At 66.5% G+C, this 23,780-nt stretch carries 17 protein-coding genes; 12 read left to right on the forward strand and 5 right to left on the reverse strand.

Annotation, left to right across the window (positions count from 1 at the left end; translation table 11 throughout):
• Positions 1 to 76: 76 nt before the first annotated feature.
• A complete protein-coding gene (locus tag LC060_RS04800; protein ID WP_226633193.1) occupies positions 77 to 1,702 on the reverse strand; it encodes a hypothetical protein in 1,626 nt (541 codons plus the stop codon).
• 322 nt (positions 1,703 to 2,024) lie between these two features.
• Here LC060_RS04800 and LC060_RS04805 point away from each other — a divergent pair, with 322 nt between their 5' ends.
• The 8 genes from LC060_RS04805 (at position 2,025) to virB11 (ending at position 10,206) form a co-directional block, all read left to right on the forward strand.
• The gene (locus LC060_RS04805) at positions 2,025 to 2,402 is read left to right on the forward strand and encodes a hypothetical protein (protein ID WP_226633194.1); all 378 of its coding nucleotides are present in this window, start codon (positions 2,025 to 2,027) and stop codon (positions 2,400 to 2,402) included.
• Positions 2,403 to 2,806: 404 nt separating this feature from the next.
• Positions 2,807 to 3,160 (forward strand): TrbC/VirB2 family protein, encoded by a 354-nt coding sequence (locus LC060_RS04810; protein WP_413465088.1) that lies wholly within the window; start codon positions 2,807 to 2,809, stop codon positions 3,158 to 3,160.
• Positions 3,161 to 3,166: 6 nt separating this feature from the next.
• Positions 3,167 to 3,448: a type IV secretion system protein VirB3 gene (locus LC060_RS04815; RefSeq protein WP_148628225.1), complete on the forward strand. Its 282-nt coding sequence runs from the start codon at positions 3,167 to 3,169 to the stop codon at positions 3,446 to 3,448.
• A 23-nt stretch (positions 3,449 to 3,471) separates the two neighbouring features.
• Positions 3,472 to 5,907 carry a VirB4 family type IV secretion/conjugal transfer ATPase gene (locus tag LC060_RS04820; RefSeq protein ID WP_226633198.1) on the forward strand — a complete coding sequence of 812 codons (2,436 nt, stop codon included), beginning with the start codon at positions 3,472 to 3,474 and terminating at the stop codon, positions 5,905 to 5,907.
• Positions 5,908 to 5,912: 5 nt separating this feature from the next.
• Positions 5,913 to 7,148 (forward strand): type IV secretion system protein, encoded by a 1,236-nt coding sequence (locus tag LC060_RS04825; RefSeq protein ID WP_226633200.1) that lies wholly within the window; start codon positions 5,913 to 5,915, stop codon positions 7,146 to 7,148.
• Positions 7,145 to 7,993 (forward strand): TrbG/VirB9 family P-type conjugative transfer protein, encoded by an 849-nt coding sequence (locus LC060_RS04830; protein ID WP_226633201.1) that lies wholly within the window; start codon positions 7,145 to 7,147, stop codon positions 7,991 to 7,993. The genes LC060_RS04825 and LC060_RS04830 overlap by 4 nt, the downstream gene beginning before the upstream one ends.
• Positions 7,994 to 8,007: 14 nt before the next feature.
• Positions 8,008 to 9,108, forward strand: coding sequence for a TrbI/VirB10 family protein (locus LC060_RS04835; protein ID WP_226633203.1), 1,101 nt, complete (start codon positions 8,008 to 8,010; stop codon positions 9,106 to 9,108).
• Between the two features lie 33 nt (positions 9,109 to 9,141).
• Complete coding sequence (virB11, locus tag LC060_RS04840) at positions 9,142 to 10,206, forward strand: P-type DNA transfer ATPase VirB11 (protein ID WP_226633205.1); 1,065 nt, start codon at positions 9,142 to 9,144, stop codon at positions 10,204 to 10,206.
• Between the two features lie 61 nt (positions 10,207 to 10,267).
• Here virB11 and LC060_RS04845 read toward each other — a convergent pair whose 3' ends face one another.
• The 3 genes from LC060_RS04845 to LC060_RS04855 all read right to left on the reverse strand — a co-directional run bounded on the left by LC060_RS04845 (position 10,268) and on the right by LC060_RS04855 (position 15,892).
• The gene (locus LC060_RS04845) at positions 10,268 to 11,875 is read right to left on the reverse strand and encodes an arylsulfatase (RefSeq protein WP_226633207.1); all 1,608 of its coding nucleotides are present in this window, start codon (positions 11,873 to 11,875) and stop codon (positions 10,268 to 10,270) included.
• Positions 11,876 to 12,053: 178 nt separating this feature from the next.
• The gene (locus LC060_RS04850) at positions 12,054 to 13,571 is read right to left on the reverse strand and encodes a Ppx/GppA family phosphatase (protein ID WP_226633209.1); all 1,518 of its coding nucleotides are present in this window, start codon (positions 13,569 to 13,571) and stop codon (positions 12,054 to 12,056) included.
• A 65-nt stretch (positions 13,572 to 13,636) separates the two neighbouring features.
• Positions 13,637 to 15,892 carry an RNA degradosome polyphosphate kinase gene (locus LC060_RS04855; protein ID WP_226633211.1) on the reverse strand — a complete coding sequence of 752 codons (2,256 nt, stop codon included), beginning with the start codon at positions 15,890 to 15,892 and terminating at the stop codon, positions 13,637 to 13,639.
• 209 nt (positions 15,893 to 16,101) lie between these two features.
• Here LC060_RS04855 and LC060_RS04860 point away from each other — a divergent pair, with 209 nt between their 5' ends.
• The 4 genes from LC060_RS04860 to LC060_RS04875 are packed head-to-tail and all read left to right on the forward strand — an operon-like array spanning position 16,102 to position 23,145.
• Complete coding sequence (locus tag LC060_RS04860; protein WP_226633213.1) at positions 16,102 to 19,473, forward strand: DUF2126 domain-containing protein; 3,372 nt, start codon at positions 16,102 to 16,104, stop codon at positions 19,471 to 19,473.
• Positions 19,463 to 21,958, forward strand: a complete 2,496-nt coding sequence (locus LC060_RS04865) for a circularly permuted type 2 ATP-grasp protein (RefSeq protein WP_226633214.1) — start codon at positions 19,463 to 19,465, stop codon at positions 21,956 to 21,958. Before LC060_RS04860 ends, LC060_RS04865 begins: the two co-directional genes overlap by 11 nt.
• Positions 21,958 to 22,839, forward strand: a complete 882-nt coding sequence (locus LC060_RS04870) for a transglutaminase family protein (RefSeq protein WP_226633632.1) — start codon at positions 21,958 to 21,960, stop codon at positions 22,837 to 22,839. The genes LC060_RS04865 and LC060_RS04870 overlap by 1 nt, the downstream gene beginning before the upstream one ends.
• Before the next feature lie 12 nt (positions 22,840 to 22,851).
• On the forward strand, positions 22,852 to 23,145 hold the full coding sequence (locus LC060_RS04875) for a DUF1294 domain-containing protein (RefSeq protein WP_226633216.1): 294 nt from the start codon (positions 22,852 to 22,854) through the stop codon (positions 23,143 to 23,145).
• A gap of 124 nt (positions 23,146 to 23,269) precedes the next feature.
• On the opposite strand, the gene LC060_RS04880 is transcribed toward LC060_RS04875, so the two are convergent.
• Positions 23,270 to 23,716 (reverse strand): hypothetical protein, encoded by a 447-nt coding sequence (locus LC060_RS04880; RefSeq protein WP_226633218.1) that lies wholly within the window; start codon positions 23,714 to 23,716, stop codon positions 23,270 to 23,272.
• Between the last annotated feature and the right edge of the window lie 64 nt (positions 23,717 to 23,780).

The following is a 23,780-nucleotide window of genomic DNA, read 5'->3' on the forward strand; positions in this document are numbered from 1 at the left end:
CAGAAACACATAAATTCGGATCAGCGAAAGGGGCGGCCCGACAGACCGCCCCTTTCCCCGTTCAACGGGCGATCGTTCAGGCGACCGGAAGACCGGTGCACAGGCTGCCGGTGCCGAAATCGGCGGTGGCGTTGTCGCAGGTCCAGCCGCGGAACCAGGTGTCGTTCGCGTCGCGCACGGCACCGATGTAGTCGACCACGTCGAAGAAGCTCGAGAAGTCAGTGATGTTGGCGTAGGCCACCACACCGCTCTCGTTCGAGCCGTTGACGAAGGTGCTGGTCAGCGTCGAGGTGATCGAGGCGTTGTTGTTGGTGCCGGCATTGAACATGTCTTCGGCCGTGTTCGTGCCCGAGTACTGGCTGCCCGTGCTCAGGAACGGACCGGTGTCACCGCAGGTCATGACGACCGAGTTGGCGGTGAAGGTAGCCGAACCGGTGGCGGTACGGCCATCGACGCGGATGCACTCGTTGCTCGGCGTGTTGATGATGCCGTTGACGAAGTTGATGTCCGAGTCGCCGCGCACCAGGATGCTGGCTTCGTCCGAGTTGTCCGGACGGTTGCCCGACTGGATCGCGGTGAAGTTGGCGAAGGTCGAGCGCTGGCGGTCGGCCGGATCGGAGTTGATGTTGTTGTTCGAATCGATCTCGAAGAAGGCATCGCCTGCACCCGCACGCTGGAGCAGCAGCAGGTACTGGAAGTTGCCCTTGAGGCCGGTGTCGGTGTCGAGGCTGTCATCGTCGGCGTTGACCGCGATGTAGTGCTTCATGTTGACCGCGCCGCCGAAGAACTCCGAACCGTCGTCCGAGCTGTTGACGGTCTGGATGTAGTCGAGCGTGGTGCCCGTGCCCAGGCCGCCGCCGGTGAGCGACTGGAGTTCGGCATCGGGTGCCAGGTTGTAGCCCGAGTAACGGATCTGCACGTAGCGCATCGAACCGGCGCTGTAGCCGTTGTTGCGCCCGCCGAACGTGGCGGGGGTCGCTGCGCCTTCGGTCTCGCGCTGGCAGTCCTGCGTGGCGACGCTGCCGCCCGCGGTGCAGTCGGTGATGATGCCGCGGCCGAGCAGCACGATGCCGCCCCACTGGCGGTCCGAGCTGTCGGTGGCCGAGCCGACGACGTTCTGGCGGCTGGTGAAGACGATCGGCGAGGAGGCGGTGCCGTTGGCCTGGATCGTGTTGCCGCGGTTGACGGCGAGCCAGGCGGGATCGGCGGCGTTCTCGGCGTAGACGATGACGCCCGGATCGATGGTCAGCTCAACTGCGGTGTCCGAGCTCAGGCTCGAGATGCCGGCGTTGAGGCACGAGGCAGTGGTGGTGGTGTAGGGCGAGCCCGAGGACGGGACCGAGAAACCGCCATCGCAGCCCACGTCCACGCGGCCGTTGATGCGATAGAGAACGCCCGCTTCGTTGGGCAGACTGGAGCTGGCATCGACCAGCGCGGGCAGGGTGCAGATGCGCCAGGAATTGCCGTTGGGGTCCTCGATGGTGCCGTCGTTCGACAGGCCGCCCGTCGCGTTGAAGGTCGGGCATTCGGCGGCCGCTTCGATCAGGCCCGTGGTCGGCGTGGGCGTGGGCGTCGGCGTGGTGCCGCCACCGTTGTTGACCACGACGCTTCCGGCGCCGGGCGAGGCAATGTCATCGGCCCCGCAGCCCGCAAGAGCGAGAGCGCTGCAGCCCAGGAGCATCAGGCCAGAGAATTTCTTCACGTGTATTCCCCCGTTGGATCGGTTTCGATCGAGTGGATCAAATTCGACGATCGCGGCGGGCCCGCCATCGTTGGCGGCGTCCTAGGGGTGGGGGGTGACAATTTGTTGGCGTTGCCATGACAGAAATATGGACTTTTCTGACGATGGTGTGACTTTCATGTGTCAAGGTGGGCGCGCGCGGAAATTGGGCTGAGACGACTCACGTATTTCTGCGGGGTTCGGATCAAGATTGCAGTTTTATGACACTCCTGTCATTTTGCTTGAGGGCTGTGGCTTTTCGCGCACAATCGGCCGCATTGATGAACTCGAGGGAGAAAAACACATGTCCTTGACCGCCGCAGCCCTGGCTCTCCTTGCTGGCCAGTCCGCCCTTTCGCTCACGGTCGAGCTGCCGCGCGCCGAATCGCAGGATGTCGCCTACGCCGAACTCGTGGCCGGGCAGGACCAGGCGGCGCTTGCCAAGCTGCTGGCCGCGCGCGAGGTGCGCGGGGAGGACCCTGCGCTCCTGATCAACCTGGGGGCGGCCTACACCCGCCTTGGCCGCGTCCATGACGCGCGCAAGGCCTACGATGCCGCCATTGTCAGCGACGAGCGCTATGATCTCGAAACCGGCAGCGGCAAGTGGATCGATTCGCGCTACATCGCCCGCACCGCCAAGCGCGAAGGGCTCGACGCGCAGCGCACGCTCGCCATGCTCTGAGGTTTCGCCTCCCTTTTTCGAGTACCGGGCCCACCGCCCGACACGCGCGCACGCGCGAATCTTTGACCTTAGGTGGGCCCTTGTCTGCGTCCTCTTCCTTTCCCGATCAGGTGCGCTAGCGCACGCCTGTGATTGCCTTGCACGCGGCTCAACGATGTGGCCGCGGCTGGACGCCTCATCCCTTTTGGTCCTGCTCCTACCCCCGATGCCCTACCTCGGATGGTCGCCTTTCGGGTCGCGCCGGCACCATCTAGAATGGGCTCCTGCTTCGTCAGCGCCTGCGTCGCCAGCCGGGCCCCGTGGGCGCTCTGGCGCAGGGGAGATGGGAGAATGACGTCTTCGCCGTGTGATCGTCACAAGCTTGTCACAAGATTCGCGCAATCCGCCCCCAGACACAGGGCAGGATGATTCGAGTTATGACGTTCGTTTGCGTTTCACGGCGATCGCTTTCCAAGGTTTTTTCGGGGCTCCTGGCCCTTGCAACGATGCTTCTCAGCCCCGTGCGCGCTTTCGCGCAGGTGGCCGGTCAGCAGGACCCTGCCGGTTCGGGCCCCATCGTCAACGCGCTCACCTGGTTGCAGGGTACCCTGCTTGGCAATGTGGCGACGGCGGTGGCCGTTATGGCGGTGGCGGCCGTGGGCTTTGGCATGCTGACAGGCCGCATGAACTGGCGCTTTGGCGCGACGGTCATCATTGGCGTCTTCGTGCTGTTCGGTGCGGGCGCGATCGTATCGGGCATCCAGCAGGTCGCAGGCTGAGCCGCGATGGCACTTGCCCGCTTCCCGGTTCACAGGGCGCTGACCCGGCCGCAGATGTTTGCCGGAGTGACCTTCAGCTACTTCATCATCAACGGGATGGTGACGACCGAGGTCTTCCTGCTCACCAAGAACTTTGCGGCGTTGCTCGCTTTCGCGGTGATGCACGCGATCGGGTACCTCGCCTGCCTGCGTGAACCGCGGGTCTTCGATCTCTGGCTCAAGAAAGTCAGCAAGTGTCCCCGCGTGCGCAACTGGAAGCGCTGGGGCTGCAACAGTTACGCGCCCTGAGGGGCGCTCGCGGGGGAATGACAATGGGTCGTCGTTTCAAGGACGTGCTGACGGGCTGGGCCGCCAAGGAAGCGGCGGCGGGTGACCGTCTGCCCTATGCGCAGCTTGTCGATGAAAGCGTGGTGCGCCTGCGTGATGGTTCGCTGGCGCTGGCGCTGATGGTGCCGGGGCTCGCGTTCGAGACGGCCGACACCGATGAGCTCAACGCCCATGTGGCGACGCGCGAGGTGCTGCTGCGCTCCTCGCTTGATGCGCGCTTCGTGCTCTATCACCACGTCATCCGCCGCCGCGTCGAAGTCGAACTCGACGGCCACTTCGAGGACCCGCTCGCCGCGCATATTGACGCACGCTGGCGTGAGCGGACGCGCTCGGGCGACCTGTTCGTCAACGACCAGTTCATTGCGCTGGTGCGCCGTCCTGCACGCGGCAAGGCGGGCTGGGCCGATCGCCTTTCGCGCAGCTTGCGTGGCAAGAAGGGCGAAGATGGCACCGGTATCGACCCCGCCGACGTGCGCGCGCTGCGCGCCGCTGCCACCGCCATGGTGGCCTCGCTCGGCGCTTACGGGGCGCGACTTCTGGGCGATTACGAAGGGACCACGGGGACCTGTTCGGAAGTCCTCGAACTGTTGAGCGCGCTCTACAACGGTGAGATGCGGCCCGTGCGCCGCCCGGCTGCGGGCACCGACATCGGCCACATGCTGCCCTATCGCCGCATCAACTTCGGGCTCGACGCGCTGGAGCTGCGCGGGGCGGATGGCCGTCCTGCCTTCGGCGCCATGGTCAGCCTGAAGGAATACCCCGATGCGACTTCGCCCGGGCTGACCGATGCGCTGCTGCGCCTGCCCGCCGAGATGGTGCTGACCGAAACCTACGCTCCGTGTGATCGCCAGATCGCGCGCGAGCGCATCGATCTTGCCATTCGCCGCCTGCGCTCGGCCGACGAAGAGGCCATGGCCGAGCGTTCCGAGATGGTCTCCGCGCGCGATGCGCTGGGCACTGGCGCGGTCGGTTTCGGCGACCATCACCTCTCGGTACTGGTCCGCGCGGACACGCTCGACGAACTCGATACATTGAGCGCGGCCTGCGCGGCCTCGCTCGCCGATGCGGGCGCGGTCGCGGTGCGCGAGGATGCGAACCTGGAGCCCGCTTTCTGGGGGCAGTTCCCCGGGAACGAAGAGTTCCTTGTGCGCCGCGCGCTCATCTCCAGCGCCAACATGGCCTGTTTCGGCTCGCTCCATGGCTTTTCGCTGGGGCAGGCGAGCGGCAACCACTGGGGCAATGCAGTCACGCTGCTGGCGACCACCAGTTCGACCCCGTTCTTCTTCAACTTCCACCAGGGCGATCTTGGTAACTTCACCGTCATCGGACCGTCGGGTTCGGGCAAGACAGTTGTCATGAACTTCCTCGCCGCGCAGGCGCAGAAGTTCGCGCCCCGCACGATCCTCTTCGACAAGGATCGCGGCGCCGAGGTTTTCCTGCGCGGTATCGGTGGCACCTACAGCCGTATCGCGGCGGGGCACCCGACCGGCTTCAACCCGCTCGCGCTGCCCGATACTGACACGAACCGCGCGTTCCTGCGCGACTGGCTGGGCGTCCTGCTCGAGGCCAAGGGCGCGGAGGAGATGGCGACGATCGCAAGCGCGGTCGATGCGGCCTACCACAACGATGCCTCGCTGCGCCGTCTCTCGCATTTCCGCGAACTGCTGGCCGGAGCCCGTCGTCCCGAACCGGGCGATCTCGCCTCGCGTCTCGATGCCTGGATTGCAGGGGGCGAACACGGCTGGCTCTTCGACAACGCCGAGGACCGGCTCGATCTCGACACCCGCGTCCTGGGCTTCGACATGACCGCGCTTCTGGAAAGCCCGCGCCTGCGCACGCCGGTGATGATGTACCTGTTCCACCGCATCGATGAGCGTCTGGACGGCGAGCCGACCATGATCCTCATCGACGAGGGCTGGAAGGCGCTCGATGATGAGGTCTTCGCCGCGCGCATCCGAGACTGGCTCAAGACCCTGCGCAAGCGCAACGCGCTCGTGGGTTTTGCCACCCAGTCGGCGCGCGACGCGCTCGACAGCCGCATTTCGACCGCGCTGGTCGAGCAGACCGCGACCATGCTCTTCATGCCCAACTCGCGCGCGCGGCCCGAGGATTACTGCGAGGGCTTTGGTCTTTCGCTCCACGAACTGGAAGTGATCCGCACGCTGCCCGCGCATTCGCGCTGTTTCCTCATCCGCCAGAGCGATGCCTCGGTCGTGGTGCGTCTCGATCTTTCGGGCAGTCCCGAGGTGCTGACCGTCCTGTCGGGCCGCGAGAGCACCGTGCGCAAGCTCGATGCCCTGCGCGAGCGCTATGGCGATGCGCCGCGCGCCTGGTACCCCGCGCTTACCGGCCAGCCCTGGCCGGGTGACGGCGATGCCGCTGCGGCTGATGACGCGCTCTGGATCGAGGCGGCCGAGTAAAGATCATGGCCAGCGACACCTGCCAGCGCCTGACCGAACTTGCCTCTGAGGGGGTGGCCCCGGCTCTGCGCGCGGTCGACTGCGTGGCGAACGAGATGGCCGCGGGCGCATTCGGACGCCTGTTTGGAAGCGACGGCGCGCTCGTGCCCGCAATCTCGATCCTGCTCGCGCTCTACATCGCGCTCTTTGCCTTCCTCCTGATGACCGGCCGCGCTTCGGTGGGCGTGTCCTCGCTCATGCCGCGCATGATCACGATCGGCGTGGTGCTCCTCTTCACCAGCAGCTGGCTTGCCTACCAGGGCATGGTCTGGAGCTTTGCGCTCGCCGGTCCCGACTGGATTGCGGGGCAACTGATGGGGGCGGACGGTTCGGCCACGCAGATCTTCGCGGACCGCATCGACATCGTCTTTGGTGTCATCAATGAGATTGGCACCAATGCCGGATCGGGCAGCGGCTCGGCCGGAGAGGCGGCCAAGGACGCGGCTGACGCGGCCTCGATGATGTCGCCCGAAGGGCTGATGTGGATGGGCGCGATCCTGCTTCTGCTGGGGACCGTGGGCATTCTCCTCACCGCGCGCATTGCGCTGGGCATCCTCATCGCTCTGGGGCCGCTCTTTGTCATTCTTGGGCTTTTTGGTGCAACCCGCGGGCTCACCGCAGGCTGGTTGCGTGGCATGGTGCTGACCGCCTTTACGCCCCTTTTCGTGGTCATGGGCGGAGGGATCATCCTGGAACTGCTCGTGCCCATCGTCTCCGCGCTCGTCAGTTCGGCGCAGATGGGGGAGATCGACGGGCGCGCGGCCATGGCATTCTTCACGGTCGCGGCGGTCCACGTCGCGCTCATGGTGATGGTGTTCAAGGTCGCGGGCACGATGGTCTCGGGCTGGCGCGTCTTCGGACTGGCATCTGCCCGCGAAGAGCGTGCGGGATCGAGCGCCGCCGCGCCCGCGCCTGCGCCTGTGGCCCCGATGCTCCAGCCGCTGGGCGTTGCCACCTCGCGCACCGGGCACATGAGCGCGATGGCCGCCAGCCAGGCTGCGCAGGCTGGCCCGGGCGGCAACGGCGGGGAGGGCGCCTCGGGCCGCTCGGGTGAGCGGCGCACCGTGACCACTCACGTCACCGGTGGTGGCATTGCGCCCGCCGGAGCCGGACAGGACATGCGCGCGAAGGGCATTGGCAGCCGCTTTCGCAGCGCTTCGAACGACACCGGCCGCGCGCCGGTCAAGGAGAAGACACGATGACGCACGCCTTCACGCTGCGCACCACACTTTCGCGCCTGATGCTGGGATCGGTTCTCGCCGCAGGGCTGCTGAGCGCCCCTGTCCGCGCCGATGACCGCCTGGTCGAACACGCCTACCGGGCGGACGAGGTCGTTACCATTCCGGGGCGCACCACGGTTCAGGCCACCATCGCCTTTGGCCGCAACGAAGCGATCGAGAACGTCGCGGTGGGCGATAGCTCGCAGTGGCAGATCACGCCCAACAAGCGCGCCGACCTCCTGTTCGTGAAGCCGCTGGAGACCAGCGCGCGCACCAACATGACGGTTGTCACGAACAAGCGCACGTACTTCTTCGACCTTGTCGCAGGAGCCAAGGCCAAGCCGCTCTACATGCTGCGTTTCACGTACGCGGACGAGGAGGAGCCGGTGGAGGACACGCCGCTTGCCCGTCCCAGCGAGGCGGAGCGCCTGGCCCATCTCGATCCGGCCGAGCGCGCTGTCGCCGAGGGCGATCCCCTGGCGATGCCCGCCGAGGCGTCCGCGCTCAACTTCGCGTGGGAGCGCAAGGGCGCGGCCAAGCTGCAGCCCGTGCGGGTCTACGACGACGGGCAGTCGACCTACCTCGTCTGGCCCGAGCAGACACCGAACCTGCCCGCCATCCTTGTCGAGAACGAGAAGGGCGACGAAGGGCCGGTCAACTATGCCGTGCGCGGCCCCACCATCGTGGTGAGCGATGTGCCCGACCGCATCATCCTGCGCCGGGGCAAGGACGTGGCTGAGCTGCTCAACACCGTTCCGCTCGGCGAACGGCCCGCACCGGCTCTCGCACAGCGTGCAGGTACAACCCCGCCGGTCTCGGCGCAGTGAAAAGGGCCTGAACGATGGCGCCTCATTCCTCTTCCGTTTCCGCTCTGCACGAGCGTCGCTTTGGCGCCAACGCGACCGACCCGCGCGAGGGTGAGGGGGGCGAGGTTATCGACCTTGCCACGCGTAACGTCCTGCCCCAGGTCTCGCAGCGCAAGAAAGCCGATGGCCTGGGCCTCGTGGCGGGGATCGTCTTCGTCGCGGCCTTGGGCGGCCTTACCTTGTGGATGATGGACGGCGCGCGCAACGCCGCGCCCGAGCAGGACCTTGCCGCCGCGCCCGTGCCGGTTCCCGAAGCGCCTGTAGCGCCCCCCTCGGCGCGCCCCGCTCCGGCGCCGGTGCCGCGTCCCGCCGCTCCGCTGGCCGCACCTGCGCCTGCGCCCGTTCTTGCCAACGATCCCAACGCCCAAGCGGGGCCTCAGGGCAACCCTTACGCCAACCCGACGGTCGTCTATGACGCCAGTGCAGGCGCGGTCGGCGCGCCGGGCCCTGCCGGGGGAGAGGGGAAGGCGGGCAGCGCCCCGAACGATGACTTTGCCTCGCGCCTTGCAGGTACGAACTCGACCGCTGCGGCCGCACGTACCTTCAACCCCGCGACCACGGTGACACAGGGCACACTGATCCCGGCCGTCCTTGAAACCGCGATCGACACCGAAGTGCCCGGCTACGTGCGCGCCATCGTTTCGACCGACGTGCGCAGCTTCGATGGCAAGAAGGTGCTGATCCCGCGCTCCTCGCGCCTCATCGGCCAGTACAAGAGCGGCCTGACCGCCGGACAGAAGCGCGCCTACGTGATCTGGACCCGCGTGATCCGCCCCGATGGCGTTTCGGTCGACATCGGTTCGCCCGCAATTGCCTTTGGCGGTGAGACGGGCCTTCCGGGCAAGGTCAACACCCACTTCTTCGAACGCTTCGGTTCGGCCATGCTGCTTTCGGTCGTCGATGGCCTGACGACGCTGGCAACCGGCGGCGCGTCGGTCGTCGTGGCAGGCGGTTCTTCGGCGGCCGCGCAGGCCGTCCAGGGCAGCTCGAACATCGGCCCCACGATCCGCGTGCGCCAGGGTGAGCCGATCCGCGTCTTCACCGCCAAGGACCTCGACTTCGGTCCGGTGCAGTGATCGTCCACGCAATTACCAAGGCAGGATTTCGCCATGGCCGACGTTCTTTCGCTGGTGCCTGCGGCTGCGGGCGCGCCAATGTCTGAGAACATGCCCGAGGTGCAGGTGGAGGCGTCCGTTCCGCGCAGCGTCTATCTCGACGCCTACCTGGCTCCTTTACGCCCCTGGCTCGACCGCGAGACGGTGACCGAGATCCTGGTCAACCGTCCTGGCGAGATCTGGGTGGAGGATGCCGCGCACGCCGATGGCAGCGCGGGGATGAAGTGCATTGCGCTTCCCGAGATGGACAACCGCCTGCTCCAGCGCCTCGCGGAGCAGGTCGCGCGGATCAGCCATCAGGGCATCAACCGCGAGCATCCGCTGCTCTCGGCCACGCTTCCAGCCTATGCCGGGCAGTCCGGTGCGCGCATCCAGCTGGTCGGGCCGCCCGCGACGCGCAGCAACTGGGCGATGGCGATCCGTCGTCACCGTCTGTTGAACCTGCCGCTCGACGCTTATGACCGTGGCCCCATTACTCCGCCGCAAGAGGCGCCGACGCCCGATCCGATGGCGCAGCCCATCGCCTTCCTCAAGGACGCGATCCAGCGCCGCCGCACGATCCTGATTTCGGGCGGCACCTCGACGGGCAAGACCACCTTTCTCAACGCCATGCTGGCCGAGATCCCGCAGGACGAGCGGGTCGTGCTGGTGGAGGACACCGCGGAACTCAAGCTGCCGGGCGCCAATGGTGTCGGCCTTATCGCGGTCAAGGGTGAGTTGGGGGAGGCCAAGGTCTCGGCCAACGACCTGCTTCAGGCCGCATTGCGCCTGCGCCCCGACCGCATCGTGCTGGGCGAGCTGCGCGGGACCGAGACGGTCTCGTTCCTGCGCGCCATCAACACCGGGCACCCCGGCTCGTTCTCGACCGTCCACGCCAACACGCCGCGCGGCGCGCTGGAGCAGATCGCGCTCATGGCGATGCAGTCGAATATCGGCCTCACCCGCGCCGAGACGCTGGAGTACGCCGCCAGCGTGATCGACATCGTCGTCCAGCTGGATCGTCAGGGCGGCAAGCGCGGGATCGGCCAGATCGCCGAGAGCCGCACACTGGTCGCGTGATGCAAAGAGAGGGCGCACCGGGCGCCCTCTCGTCTCTCGATATTGCCGAAGCGGTGCGCGATCAGTTGGTCTGGGCGCTGTAGGCCGAGCTCATCATCTCATCGACGTCGAGGTCGAAGCTCTTCTGACGGGGCGGGAATTCCTGCAAAGTCGCCATGAACTTGGCGACTTGCTGCCCGGCCGCACCCAGCGTCCAGGAATGGTTTTCCTGCCATTCGTCATATCCGCGCGCGTCGAGGAAGCGCTCGAAGGGATCGAGCTTGAGGTTGATGATGTAGGGGGTGACGAGCTGCTCCTGCACGCCGTTGAACCACTTGTCCTGGCTCTTGAACAGGAACTTCCAGTCCCCGTAGCGCAGCCCGTGCAGGGTGGTCTCGGTGAAGTAATAGAACTCCTTGCGCTTGGTGGGGCCACGCCCGGAGACCAGGTCGGTCTGGTCGACGCCATCGAGATGGACCTTGTAGGTCATGTTGCCGATGCGCTTGCCGCTCTTGAGTTCGGCGACCAGATTGGGCTGCCCGAGGTGGGACATGATGGTGGGGACCCAGTCCTCCATGGTCATGAATTCGCCGGTCGTGGTGCCCGCCGGAATGTGCCCGGGCCAGGACACCATCATGGGGACGCGAAAGCCGCCTTCCCAGCCGCCCACGCCTTTTTCGCCATGGAACGGGGTGTTGCCGCCATCGGGCCAGGAATTGCAGGCCGGGCCGTTGTCGGTCGAGAACATGACCATGGTGTTGTCGGCCACGCCTAGTTCCTCGAGGTGGTCGAGCAACTGGCCGACCTGATCGTCGAGCTGTTCCATGCCATCGGCGTAGAGACCATAGCCCGTGACGCCGTCGTACTCGGGCGGCAGGTTGGTGCGGTAGTGCATGCGCGTGGTGTTGTGCCACACGAAGAAGGGCGTGCCAGCGCGGGCAGCATCGCTTATGAAGCGTTTGGATTCCTTGAGGAACTCATCGTCGAGATGGCGTTGGCGCTCCTGTCCGAAGGGCCCCAGGTCCTCGATCTTCTGGCCGCCGTTGCCATCGGCCCAGGTATGGACGACACCGCGTTGCTGGAAGGCGGGGCTGTCCTTGGGGTAGTCGTACTGCTCGGGATATTCGCCCGCGTTCAGGTGGTAGAGAATTCCCATGAACTCGTCGAAGCCATGCGCGGTGGGCAGGTGTTCATCCCGGTCGCCCAGGTGGTTCTTGCCGAACTGGCCGGTCGCATAGCCCAGCGGCTTGAGCATCTCGGCGAGCGTCGGGTCTTCCTTCTGGAGGCCGAGCTCGGAGCCGGGCAGGCCGACCGTGCTCATGCCGGTGCGGATCGGGTACTGGCCGGTGATGAAGGCGGCGCGGCCCGCAGTGCACGAGGCCTGCGCGTAGTGGTCCATGAACAGCATGCCCTTCTGGGCGATGCGGTCGATGTTGGGGGTCTTGTGGCCCATCATGCCGCGGTGGTAGGCGCTGAGGTTCCACATGCCCACGTCATCGGCCCAGATGATCAGGATGTTGGGGCGGCTGGCGCTACCCGACTGGGCGAGCGCCCGGCGCGGGGAGGCGAGCTTGCCGATCACGGGCAGCGCGGCCAGCAGGCTGGAGCCCTGGAGCAGCTTGCGCCGTGAGACGTCGGACGGCGCGCGCTTTTCGGTAAGTGTGAGGGGAGGGCGGTTCTCTGTGTCCATGAGCCGGTTTCCAGTCCTTGCAATGGGCGTGCCGTCGATGCCGACGACCGACAGCAAGGCTGGCGCAGGGCTGGAGTGCGCCCCATCGGGATAAACCCTGATGCGAGCGGGGGATGTACTGGAGAGACCGAAAGTAAACGATTTTCGTGTGTGGAGTGGGCGAAGCCGAAGGGGGGGATCAGCCTTCGGCGATCACTTCGTCGTCCGGGCCCAGCACGCGCCAGGAGCGGCCCAGCCACTCGCCCAGCGCCTTGATGTCCTTGGCGGCGGCCGGGTTGAACAGCGGCAGGCCCCGCTCGCGTAGAGAGAGCGTGATGTTTTCGGGCGTAGAGGAGAGCTGGCTGAGATCGAGCGCGGTGTGACACCCGCCGTGGAGGCGGCGGCACAGGCGGATGGCAAGGCCCCAGCCGATCGCGCGGTCGAGATCGGCGCGCGTTGCCAGCCGGTCGAAGGGATCGGGAATGCCCGAGAGACCCGCGTTGGCAAAGACGGTCATCGCCATCATCCCGCGCCCGCGCATGTCGAGCCCGATCCAGCGCTTGCGCAGCGCCCAGGTGGTGGCTTCCTCGGTGCGCAGGTTGGGCTCTGTGCGCATGGCGGCCAGGGCCAGAAGCGTGGAGGCCTGGCGCAGGATGCGGTCGTTTTCGTTCCCCGGGCCGTGCCCGTTGCTGTCCTCGCCATCGTCGCACACGGGCGCGGTCCACTTCGCCACCGCGACCGCTTCCTCGGCCGAGACCCGCACGCCAAGCGCAAAACCGGCGACGCTGGCGAGCATCGGCGGTTCGGCCTGCACTTCGGGTTCGAGCTGGGCGTAGAGCAGGCCTTCGCGAAGGCCCCAGGAGGAGAACACGATCTCGCTGGGCTGGAGGGCGATCACCAGTTCGGCGAGCAGCGCGGCCGCGTCTGGCAGGCTGGCGAGGCGCGAGGAGGAAATGCGCGGGTCCGGGTTCTCGATCCGGCCCTTGGCGAACTGGCGCGCGATGCGCAGCACATCGTCGGCGGGAAGCGCAAAGCCGTGCGGATCATCGACCGGCCACTTCAACTCGCGCATGGCCTGCTGGGCAAGCGCGCGCCAGGAGCCGCCCACAATGTAGAGTGGCTCGTCCTTGCCGCCGTTCCAGCCGTTGGCCTTGAGCCGTTCGTGCACCACGGTGGAGAAGGCCTTGGCGTCATTGCTGCGCAGGCCGGGCAGGCGCAGGGTGCCGAACGGCATGGTGATGCCGCGTGGGCTGATAGTGCCGTTCTCCACGCCGATCAGTTCGAGGCTGCCGCCGCCAAGGTCGGCCACCGTGCCATGCGCGCCGGGAAACGCGGCGATGACCGCATGGGCGCTGGCGCGCGCTTCCTCATTGCCCGAAAGCAGGCGGGGCGAAAGGCCAAAGCCGCGCACGGCCTCCAGAAACTGGGGGCCATTGCTGGCATCGCGCGCGGCGGCTGTCGCCACGCAATCGACATCGCGCACCTTGTGCAGGGCCAGCAGGCGCGAAAAGCGTTCCAGCGCGCCCAGCGCGGTCTTCAAGGCTTTTTCCGAAAGCGTGCCGTCACGGTCGAGGTCACGGCCAAGGCGCGCGTTGACCTTCTCGTTCAGCATGACGACGGGCGCGCGCAGCGGCCCGTTGTAGATGACGAGGCGCACGGTGTTCGAACCGATGTCGATAATCGCGCGCTTTTCGCTCGAGTGGCTGATGCCGATCATGCTTTCCAGACGAATCCGAGAGGGACTTTGTTCCGACACTCTTGTGTCAGAACTTGGGCCCTATGTCAGATATTCCCCCGTCGAAGCGAGAGCTTGGGCACTTTTCGTCCACTGGCAAGCGAAGCACCGCGTCCTGAAAGCGAGGGATTGGTCATGAAATAGCGGTGCAGGTTGAAGGGCTCCTCGACCTCGCCCACGCGCTCGGAGGTGCCGTCGGGGTGAAGCAGCCAGGACTGCTCGGTGTCGATGAAGTTGGCCAGCATGACCTGGTCGAGCACCTGGTCGTGGACGGTCTTGTTGCGCATCGGGATCATGATCTCGACGCGCCGGTCGAGGTTGCGGCTCATCCCGTCGGCCGAGGTGATGAGCACTTCGGCCTGGCGGCTGGGCAGGTCCGCGCCGTTGGCGAAGGCCCAGATGCGGCTGTGTTCGAGGAAGCGGCCGATCACCGACTTGACCGAGATGTTCTCCGAGAAGCCCTCGATGCCAGGCCTGAGGCAACAGATGCCGCGGATCACGAGGTCGACATCCACGCCCGCCTGGCTGGCGGTGTAGAGGTGGTCGATCAGCTCGGGATCGGTGAGTGAGTTCATCTTGGCCCAGATCGCGGCGGGCTTGCCCGCTTTCGCGTTGGCGGTTTCGGTCGCAATCAACTCGTAGAGCCGCGAGCGCAGCGTCATGGGCGAGATGGAGAGCAGCTCGGTCTCGTCTGGCTCGACATAGCCGGTGACGAAGTTGAACAGCTTGCCCGCATCGCGCCCCGCCGCCGGATCGGCGGTGAAATAGGAAAGGTCGGTGTAGATGCGCGCAGTGATCGGGTGGTAGTTGCCCGTGCCGAAGTGGCAATAGGTGCGATAGCCGCCCCGGCCATTGCCCAGATCGCTTTCGCGGCGCACCACCATCGAGACCTTGCCGTGGGTCTTCCAGTCGATGAAGCCGTAGATCACCTGGACGCCCGCGCGTTCGAGCTGGCCAGCCCACAGCAGGTTCTGCTCCTCGTCGAAGCGGGCCTTGATCTCCACCACGGCGGTCACCGACTTGCCCTGTTCGGCCGCCGCGATGAGCGCGGAGATGATCGCGGATTGCTTGCCCGCGCGGTAGAGCGTCTGCTTGATCGCGATCACGTCCGGATCGCGCGCGGCCTGGCGCAGGAAATCGATCACCACCTCGAAGCTCTCGTAAGGGTGGTGGATGATGATGTCCTTCTCGCGGATCGCGGCGAAGATGTCGCCGTCATGCTCCAGGACGCGTTCGGGATAGCGGGGTGAATAGGGTTCGAACTTGAGCTCCGGGCGGTCTTCGTCGCAGATTGCCGAGACGCCCGAGAAGCCGATGAGCCCCTCGGTCTTCATGATCAGCGCCTGGTCGAGGCCGAGCTGGCCGCGCAGCATTTCCTCGGCAGCCGGGTCGAACTTGCCCTGGAGCTGGAGCACGATGACAAGGCCGCGGCGGCGGCGCTGGATCGCCGAGCGGAAGTAGCGCACGAGGTCCTCGGCGTCTTCCTCGATCTCAAGGTCGGAGTCGCGCAGGATGCGGAACACGCCGTGCCCGCCCACCTTGAAGCCGGGAAAGAGGGTCCCTGCGTTGCGGCAGATGAGGTCCTCGATGGAGATCCACGCCGCCTCCTCGCCCGGAATGCGCACGAAGCGCGGCAGCGGCGCGGGGATCAGCACCATCTCCATGACGGGCGCGTTGTCGGCGATGCGGTTCAGTGAGAAGAGCACGCCGATCCCCTGGTTCGCAACGAAGGGGAAGGGGTGTGCCGGGTCAATCGCCTGGGGCGTGATGACCGGCATGATGTCGGTCGCGAAATAGTCCTTGAGCCACTGCTCGCGCTCAGGGTCGAGCGTTTCATCGCCAATGACCGCGATGCCCGCCTCGGCCATCTCGGCCTTGAGTCCGGCCCAGGTCTTCTGCTGGATCGTTTCCAGCTCGAGCACTTTCTCGTGCGTGGCGGCCAGCGCCTGCCCGGGGGTGAGCCCGTCGATTGAGGCTTCCTCGATCTGGCGGCGCACTTGCCCGGCAAGGCCCGCCACGCGCACCATCAAGAATTCGTCGATGTTGCTGCCTGAGATCGAGAGGAAGCGCAGGCGTTCGAGCAGGGGGTAGTTCATGTTCGAGGCTTCGGCGAGAACGCGCTCGTTGAAGGCCAGCCAGCTCAGCTCGCGGTTGAAGAAGCGCGAGGGGCAGGACGCGAGCGCTGCAGGATCGAACGGGGCAGGCGCGTCGGTTTGCGCAGGTGTGGGCACCTGCGCACGGGCGGGCGACGTCGTATCCGTATCTCCGGTCGGCTGCATAACGGTACCTGTCGTCTCGTCCATGTGACCCTCTTCTGGTGGTCTTGGGGTGCGGCCAGGGGCGCGGATTTCGGCCCGTGGCACGCACGTGTCTTTAAAAACGCGGCCCTTGCCAGTTCTCGATGACGCTTTTGCGGCAAATGGTACACGTAAAGGGCACTGTAACGAAAACTCTTTCTAGGCCAAGTGAACAGCGTTGCAGTGCAGCAGCGTTTCGCGCAAAGTCACCCGCGATGATAAAAGCGGCACTGCACCACCTCACTCGCTACCGCTACTCCAAGCGGATCAAGCTCGGCCCACAGGTGATCCGGCTTCGTCCGGCGCCGCATTCGCGCACGCAGGTGCCGAATTATTCGCTCAAGATCTCTCCGCCTGAGCATTTCATCAACTGGCAGCAGGACCCGCACGGCAACTGGCTGGCGCGGATCGTCTTCCCCGATCCGGTCGACCATTTCCAGATCGAGGTCGATCTCCTTGCCGAACTCGCGGTCATCAACCCCTTCGATTTCTTCGTTGAGCCCGACGCCGAGGAATACCCGTTCCAGTACACCGACGCGATGAAGGCGGACCTTGCTGCCTATTTCGACGTGGAAGAGCAGGGCCCGCTCTTCGAGGAGCTGGTCAAGCAGTACGAAGGCCACGAGGGGCGCACGGTCGACTTCCTGGTCGAGATCAACCGCCAGCTTGAACGGCGCATCGACTACGTGATCCGCATGGAGCCGGGCGTGATGACGCCCGAGGAAACGCTGGAGGCGGGGCGGGGCTCGTGCCGCGATTCGGCCTGGCTGCTCGTCCACCTGCTGCGCCGCCTGGGCTTTGCCGCGCGCTTTGTCTCGGGCTACTCGATCCAGCTGGTCGCCGACGTGATCCCCAAGGAAGGCCCGCAGGGCGTGCTCCAGGACGTGACCGACCTTCACGCCTGGGCCGAGGCCTTCGTGCCGGGGGCGGGGTGGATCGCGCTCGATGCGACTTCGGGCATGTTCGCGGGCGAGGGGCACATTCCCCTGTGTGCGACGCCCCACTACCGTTCGGCCACGCCCATCGAGGGACTGGCCGAGCCCGCCGAAGTCGACTTCGATTTCAAGATGGACGTCAGCCGCATCGCCGAAGCGGTGCGCATCACCAAGCCTTTCACGCCCGAGCGTTGGGAGAACATGCTGGCGCTGGGCGACAAGGTCGATGCCGATCTGGTGGCGAACGGCGTCAATCTGACCATGGGCGGCGAGCCGACCTTCATTGCCGACGGCGATTTTGAAGCGGGTGAGTGGAACGGCGAGGCAGTCGGTCCGACCAAGGCGGCCTACGCCGACCAGTTGATCCGTCTCCTGCGTCACAAGTTCGCGCCCGGCTCGCTGCTCCACCACGGGCAGGGCAAGTGGTACCCGGGCGAGACGCTGCCGCGCTGGGGCTATTCGATCTACTGGCGCAAGGACGGCGAGCCGATCTGGCGCGACGATGCGCTGCTTGCGGGGGAAAAGCCGCTCGAAAAGGGGGGCGACCCCGATCCGGTGCCTTCCATCGATGTGCAGCAGGCCGCGAAAGTCCTGAAGCAGGCCGCCGCGAACCTCGGGGTCGAGCCCGAGTTCGTCCAGCCGGTCTACGAGGACACCGGCGTGTGGATGCTGCGCGAGGACGAGCTTCCGGTGAACACCTCGCCGATGGACCCGGCCATCGAGGACGAGGAACTGGCCCGCCGCTTCAAGCGCACCTACCGCCGGGGTCTCGAAAAGCCGGTGGGCTTCGTGCTTCCGATCCAGCGCTGGCAGACCAAGGTCGCCCCGATCCAGCGCCATTGGCAGAGCGAGCTGTGGCGCGTGCGAAAGGGCGTGCTTACCGCCGTGCCGGGTGACGGCTCACTCGGCTATCGCCTGCCGCTTGGCTCGCTGCCGCACGTACCACCTGGCGAGTACCCCTACATCCATCCGCGCGATACCGCCGAGCAACACGAACCTCTGGCCGATATCCGCACGCAGGTGACCCAGCGCGGCCGCCAGATGCGCGAGGAACTGGCCAGCCAGCGCTTCGAGACCGTCCCCGAACCCGCCCAGTTCGGTCCGCAGTTGGTCGAACAGGACATCATCGAGGGCGCGGTGCGCACCGCGCTCACGGTCGAGCCACGCGGGGATTACCTTGCCGTCTTCATTCCGCCGACCGAGTGGCTGGAGGACTACCTCGAACTCGTCGCCGCGATCGAGCAGGTGGCCGAGGACATGGGCCTTCCGGTCCGCATCGAGGGCTATCCCCCGCCGCCCGACCCGCGTCTCACCGTCCTCAAGGTCACCCCCGATCCGGGCGTGATCGAGGTCAACATCCACCCGAGCGCCTCCTGGCGCGAGACGGTGGAGATCACCGAGACGCTGTACGACTGCGCGCGCGAGATCGGCCTTACCGCCGACAAGTTCATGGTCGATGGGCGCTCGATCGGGACAGGCGGTGGCAACCACATCGTGCTGGGCGGGCCGAGCCTGCTCGACAGCCCCTTCATCCGCCGCCCGGACCTGCTCAAGAGCTTCGTGCTTTACTGGCAGCGCCACCCCTCGCTTTCCTACCTCTTCTCCGGGCTGTTCATCGGCCCGACGAGCCAGGCCCCGCGCATCGACGAGGCGCGCCATGACGCGCTGTACGAACTGGAAATTGCGCTGGCGCAGGTGCCCGGACCCGACGCCCCGCAGCCCGCGCCCTGGATGGTCGACCGCCTGTTCCGCAATCTCCTGGTCGATGTTACGGGCAACACCCACCGCACCGAGATCTGCATCGACAAGATGTTCTCGCCCGATGGGCCCACGGGGCGCCTCGGCCTGGTCGAATTCCGCGGCTTCGAGATGCCGCCAGACGGCAAGATGAGCCTGGCTCAGCAATTGCTCCTGCGCGCGCTCACCGCCTGGTTCTGGAAGGAGCCGCAGCAAGGTGACCTCGTGCGCTGGGGCACGCAGCTCCACGACAAGTTCATGCTCGGCCACTTCGTCTGGGACGATTTCCTCGACGTCCTCGCCGACCTTGGCCGCGCGGGCTACCATTTCGACCCGGCCTGGTTCGAGGCACAGCGCATGTTCCGCTTCCCCGTCCACGGCGAAGTCGAGGGCGGCGGCGTGAGCCTGGAAATCAGCCACGCGCTCGAACCCTGGAACGTGCTCGGCGAGACCGGCGCGATCGGGGGCACCGTGCGCTATGTCGACAGCTCGACCGAGCGTTTGCAGGTCAAGGCCACGGGGCTCGTCAAGGGACGTCACGTCATCACCTGCAATGGGCGCCGTGTGCCGATGACGATGACCGGGCCGGAAGAAGGCGTGGGCGGCGTGCGCTACAAGGCGTGGTGGCCGGCCGAGTGTCTGCACCCGCTGCTGGAACCGCACACTCCGCTCACCTTCGACATCTTCGACACCTGGAACGGACGCTCGCTGGGCGGCTGTGTCTACGAGGTCGCCCATCCGGGTGGGCGCAACTACGATACGGTGCCCGTCAACGGCTACGAGGCCGAAGCGCGGCGCAAGGCGCGCTTCACGCCGCACGGCCATTCGCCGGGACCCATGGCGCCGCCGCCCGAAGAGATGCCGGGTGAATTTCCCCATGCCCTCGATCTGAGACGTCCGCCGCGTGTCCACTAGCCCCTCTTCCCGGCGGCCGGTGCGGGCGCGGGGCTGGCTCGATCGCTATTCCGCAGGGCCCGAGGGCGGCGATCTCTACACCGACGCACCGCGCTGGGTGGGGGAGCGCTGGTGCGCGGTTGCCTCCGAACTCGCGCGGCTGGGGGAAAACGACGCCGCCGCGCTGCAGGAGGCGACCAGCCGCAACGCCGCCGACCTGGGCCTGACTTTTCGCGTCACCGGCGACGAGGAAGAGCGCGCCTGGCCGGTCAATGCCATGCCGCTCGTCATCGGCGCGGACGAATGGGCTAAGCTCGAACGCGGCCTCGTCCAGCGCGCCGACATGCTCGAGAAGCTCGCGGCGGACATATATGGCGAGCAGAAGCTGGTGAAGGACGGGCATCTGCCCGCGGCCGTCATCGCTGGAAATCCCTTCTTCGTGCGCCGCATGATCGGCCATCCCCCGGCCTGCGGGCGCTTCCTGCAGGTCTATTCGGCCGAGCTGGCGCGCGGACCGCGCGGGCAATGGCGGATTCTTCAGGACCGGGTGCGGCTGGCGAGCGGCATCGGCTATACGCTGGAGAACCGCCTTGCCCTCTCGCGCACGACGGGCGATCTGCTCGCGGCAAGCCATGTGCGTCGTACCGCGGGGTTCTTTGGGGCGATGCGCGAGGGCATGGCCGCGGCCTGCGGGCGTGAGCGGCCGCGCGTTGCGCTGCTGACCCCGGGCCGCTTCAACCAGACTTACGCCGAACAGGCGCACCTTGCGCGCTATCTCGGCCTGCCTCTGGTCGAGGGACGCGACCTCTCGGTGCTCGACAATCGCCTCTACGTCGGCACCATCGCGGGGCCCAAGCGGGTCGATGGTATCTGGCGCTGGATCAACACCGATCTGCTCGACCCGCTGGCCTTCGATGCGCGCTCGCAGATTGGCGTCGCCAACCTCTTCGAAGCCTGGACTTCGGGCGGGGTGGGCATGGCGAATGCACCGGGAAGCGAGGTCCTGGAGTCGGCAGCATTGGCCGCCTTCATGCCGCGCCTGTGCCGCCTCCTGATGGACGAGGAACCGCTTCTCCCCAGTATCGCGACCTGGTGGTGCGGGCAGGCCAGCGAGGGCGCCACCGTGGCCCGCCGTTTCGACGACCTGGCACTTCTTCCCGCCTTCGGGCAGCCGGTGGAAGGGCTGGCAGGGCGCGATCCGGTGGCCGGAGCGTCGCTTACGGAAGAAGAGCGCGCGCTCTTTGCCGAGGCGCTGCGCCGCCGTCCCATGGACTATTGCGGGCAGGAGATCGTCCAGCTCTCCACCGCGCCTGCGATCATCGACGGCGAAATCGTGCCGCGCCCCTTCACGCTGCGTGCCTTCGTCGCGCGCCGTGCGGATGGCGGCTGGACGGTCATGCCCGGCGGGTTCGCCCGTCTGTCCTCCAGCCGCGACTTGCCGACCACGATGATGGGGGCGGGCGATCTTTCCGCCGATGTCTGGGTGGTCGACGAGAAGGCGGCGGAACAGCACCAGCGCACCACGCTCCAGGGCTCACCGCCCATCTCGCGCGGGGGCGGCATTCTCGCCAGCCAGGCAGCGGACAACCTCTATTGGTTCGGGCGCTACAACCAGCGTGCCGAACTGGTGCTGCGCGTGATCCGCTCGCTGCTGGGCAATTCGATGGAAGGGGAAAGCGGGCCAACCGGGGGCGGGGCGGTCGCGGCAAGCCTTGTCGGCCTGCTCGAATACTGGGGCGCGGCCGATGCGGGGTCGGTCGGCAAGAAGCTGGAAGACGTCTGCGCGCAGGCCTTGCTCTCGTCCAACCTGCCGGGCTCGGTGGCCACGCTTCTGAAACGCCGCATGGACGTGGGCATGAGCCTGCGTGAGCGTTTTGCGCGCGATTTCTGGCGCATCGTCAGCCGTCCGATGCCGCCGGTCACTGTCTCGCGCCCGCAGGCCATGCTCGAAAGCGCGCGCTGGCTGGGCGAGCATTTCAGTGCGCTCTCGGGCCTTGTCGCCGAGAACATGGTACGCTCCTCGGCCTGGCGCTTTCTCAAGATCGGCGAGCGGATCGAGCGCGCGCAGGCGATCTGCCGCATGACGCACGACCTTTCCGCCTTCACGGGCGAGAGCGAGGACGTGGCAAGCGGCGTCCTCCTTGACCTGTGCGACAGCCAGATCGTCTACCGTACCCGCTACCTCACCGCGCCAATGCCGGATCCGGTGCGCGATCTGGTGCTGCTCGATCCTGACAATCCGCGTGCCCTGGCCTTCCAGATTGCCGATATCGCCACGCACCTCCAGGCGCTACCGAGTGTGCGGGACGACAACGTGCCCGAAGCTCCCTTGCGTTCGGCCCGGGCGTTGCAGGGCGAGCTTCAGGCCGCGCTGGTCGAAGACATGACCCGTGCGCGCCTGCGCACTCTTGAGGGGCGCCTGTTCGCGCTTTCAGACGCGATCTCGCAGCGCTATTTTCTCCAGTTCGACCGCGAAGGCGCCGAACGCCGCACGAGACTTCTGTGATGCGCTATGCCGTCAGCCACAAGACCACGCTGTCCTACGCAGCGCCTGTGCGCCTCGCCCAGTTCAACGTGCGCTTGCGTCCGGCGGCCTGGCCCGGGCAGAGCGTCTCCGACTATTCCCTCAGCGTAGATCCCCGGCCTGCTGCGATCTCCGAAGGGGAGGGCAGCTACCACGTCAACGAAGCGCGCTTCGGGCTTCAGGAACCTATCGATCGCCTGGTCATCGAGAGCCGCTTCAAGGTCGAGCGCGAGGATGCCCCCTTTTTCTTCGCCGAAGCCAAGGGACCCACGCTTGTCGAACTGCGCGAAAAGGCGATGGCGCTTCCCGACCTTTCTGCGCTGGGGCCCGCCTCCTACAGCTTTGCCTCGCCCATTGCGGTGCCCGAACACGAGATCGCCGTCTGGGCGGCCGAACATCTTGTCGAAGGGATGGCGGTGATGGATGCGGGGCGCACGCTGATGGAGGCGATCCATACTGAATTCAGCTTTGATTCGCGCGCAACGGCCACCGATACGCCGCCGATCGAGGCCTTCCGCAACCGCCACGGCGTGTGCCAGGATTTCACCCATGTCATGATCATCGCGGCGCGCGCACGCGGTATCCCGGCGGCCTACGTCAGCGGCTACCTGCGTACGATCCCGCCTGCGGGGAAGGCGCGGTTGGTCGGCGCGGATGCCATGCACGCCTGGGTCAACCTGTGGTGCGGGGAGGAGCTGGGCTGGGTGGGCTTCGATCCGACCAACAACAAGCTGGCCGATGCCGACCATATCTTCATCGGCATGGGGCGTGACTATTCCGATGTCGCTCCGCTCGACGGCACGTTTCGGGGAAGCTCGGAGCAGACGATGCACTTCGCCGTCGACGTCGCACCGCTGGACTGAGCGGCACGCATCATGTCTTCGTCTGTTGAGCCAGCCTTTCTTCTGGTGGGCGCCCTTGCGGCGATTAACGCTCTGACGTTTCTGCTTTTCGGCTGGGACAAGCGCCAGGCCCGGCGCGGTGGTCGGCGTGTGCCCGAGGCCCGGCTGCTGCTGCTCGCCGCACTTGGTGGCACGCCCGGCGCCTACGGGGCGCGCCGCCATTTCCGCCACAAGACCAGCAAGAAACCGTTCGTGGGCCAATTGCATGCGCTAGCTGTGTTGCAGGTCCTGGCGATGGTGGCGTGGATCGGCTGGGGCACTGGCTAGCGCCCCTTCGTTTTGCAGAACGCACCCACCGTCATCGTCCAAGCTGGCATGCGCAAGGTGCGCCCGACAGTTCGGGGAGCCCAAGGGCGATGGCCCTCGGATCACTTGGTCTCCTCCTGCAGATTCAGTCGCGCGAACCGCGCACAGGCGCGATCTCACCCGGGAAGATCCCGGCGATGGCCATGGCCGCGCCGATCCGGGTGAGGGTGTCGAGCAGGTCGCCCACCGCGTCTTCGGCGACGACGAGTTCGAGCGTCTGGCGTGTCTCACCAGCTCCACGTTCGCGCAGGGACGTGACCAGTTCGAGGAGGATCGCCTCGTGTTCGGAGACGTGGTTGCAGCCCACCGGGCAGAACTGGAGCGTATCGAGCGCCTCGCGGTTGAGAATCAGCATGAGGCGGTGGAAGGGCTGAAGCGCGCCGATCAGGCGCCAGTGGGCGAAGGCGGGCGCGAGCATCTGCGCGGGGCAGTTGCGCTTGGAAATCGCGGTGACCCAACCGCGCATGGAAGCAACGAGAAAGCGGCAGCCTTCATCGAGCGTGCTGAGCGGGCGGTCGACATACTTGTACATGCGAGTCTCTCCATCGGGGCTCTGGCCGCGGGTGCGGGCTGCGATTCAAAACGACAATTTCTCA

The organism is Novosphingobium profundi (genome assembly GCF_020524485.1).
Taxonomy (GTDB): domain Bacteria; phylum Pseudomonadota; class Alphaproteobacteria; order Sphingomonadales; family Sphingomonadaceae; genus Novosphingobium; species Novosphingobium profundi_A.

Bases quoted from the DNA above. Each gene is read 5' to 3' on its own strand.
- LC060_RS04855 (WP_226633211.1), bottom strand. From the start codon at position 15,892: ATGGACGAGACGACAGGTACCGTTATGCAGCCGACCGGAGATACGGAT.
- LC060_RS04880 (WP_226633218.1), bottom strand. From the start codon at position 23,716: ATGTACAAGTATGTCGACCGCCCGCTCAGCACGCTCGATGAAGGCTGC.
- LC060_RS04825 (WP_226633200.1), top strand. From the start codon at position 5,913: ATGGCCAGCGACACCTGCCAGCGCCTGACCGAACTTGCCTCTGAGGGG.
- LC060_RS04850 (WP_226633209.1), bottom strand. From the start codon at position 13,571: ATGATCGGCATCAGCCACTCGAGCGAAAAGCGCGCGATTATCGACATC.
- LC060_RS04845 (WP_226633207.1), bottom strand. From the start codon at position 11,875: ATGGACACAGAGAACCGCCCTCCCCTCACACTTACCGAAAAGCGCGCG.
- virB11 (WP_226633205.1), top strand. From the start codon at position 9,142: ATGGCCGACGTTCTTTCGCTGGTGCCTGCGGCTGCGGGCGCGCCAATG.
- LC060_RS04815 (WP_148628225.1), top strand. From the start codon at position 3,167: ATGGCACTTGCCCGCTTCCCGGTTCACAGGGCGCTGACCCGGCCGCAG.
- LC060_RS04860 (WP_226633213.1), top strand. From the start codon at position 16,102: ATGATAAAAGCGGCACTGCACCACCTCACTCGCTACCGCTACTCCAAG.
- LC060_RS04830 (WP_226633201.1), top strand. From the start codon at position 7,145: ATGACGCACGCCTTCACGCTGCGCACCACACTTTCGCGCCTGATGCTG.
- LC060_RS04870 (WP_226633632.1), top strand. From the start codon at position 21,958: ATGCGCTATGCCGTCAGCCACAAGACCACGCTGTCCTACGCAGCGCCT.
- LC060_RS04820 (WP_226633198.1), top strand. From the start codon at position 3,472: ATGGGTCGTCGTTTCAAGGACGTGCTGACGGGCTGGGCCGCCAAGGAA.
- LC060_RS04805 (WP_226633194.1), top strand. From the start codon at position 2,025: ATGTCCTTGACCGCCGCAGCCCTGGCTCTCCTTGCTGGCCAGTCCGCC.
- LC060_RS04875 (WP_226633216.1), top strand. From the start codon at position 22,852: ATGTCTTCGTCTGTTGAGCCAGCCTTTCTTCTGGTGGGCGCCCTTGCG.
- LC060_RS04810 (WP_413465088.1), top strand. From the start codon at position 2,807: ATGATTCGAGTTATGACGTTCGTTTGCGTTTCACGGCGATCGCTTTCC.
- LC060_RS04835 (WP_226633203.1), top strand. From the start codon at position 8,008: ATGGCGCCTCATTCCTCTTCCGTTTCCGCTCTGCACGAGCGTCGCTTT.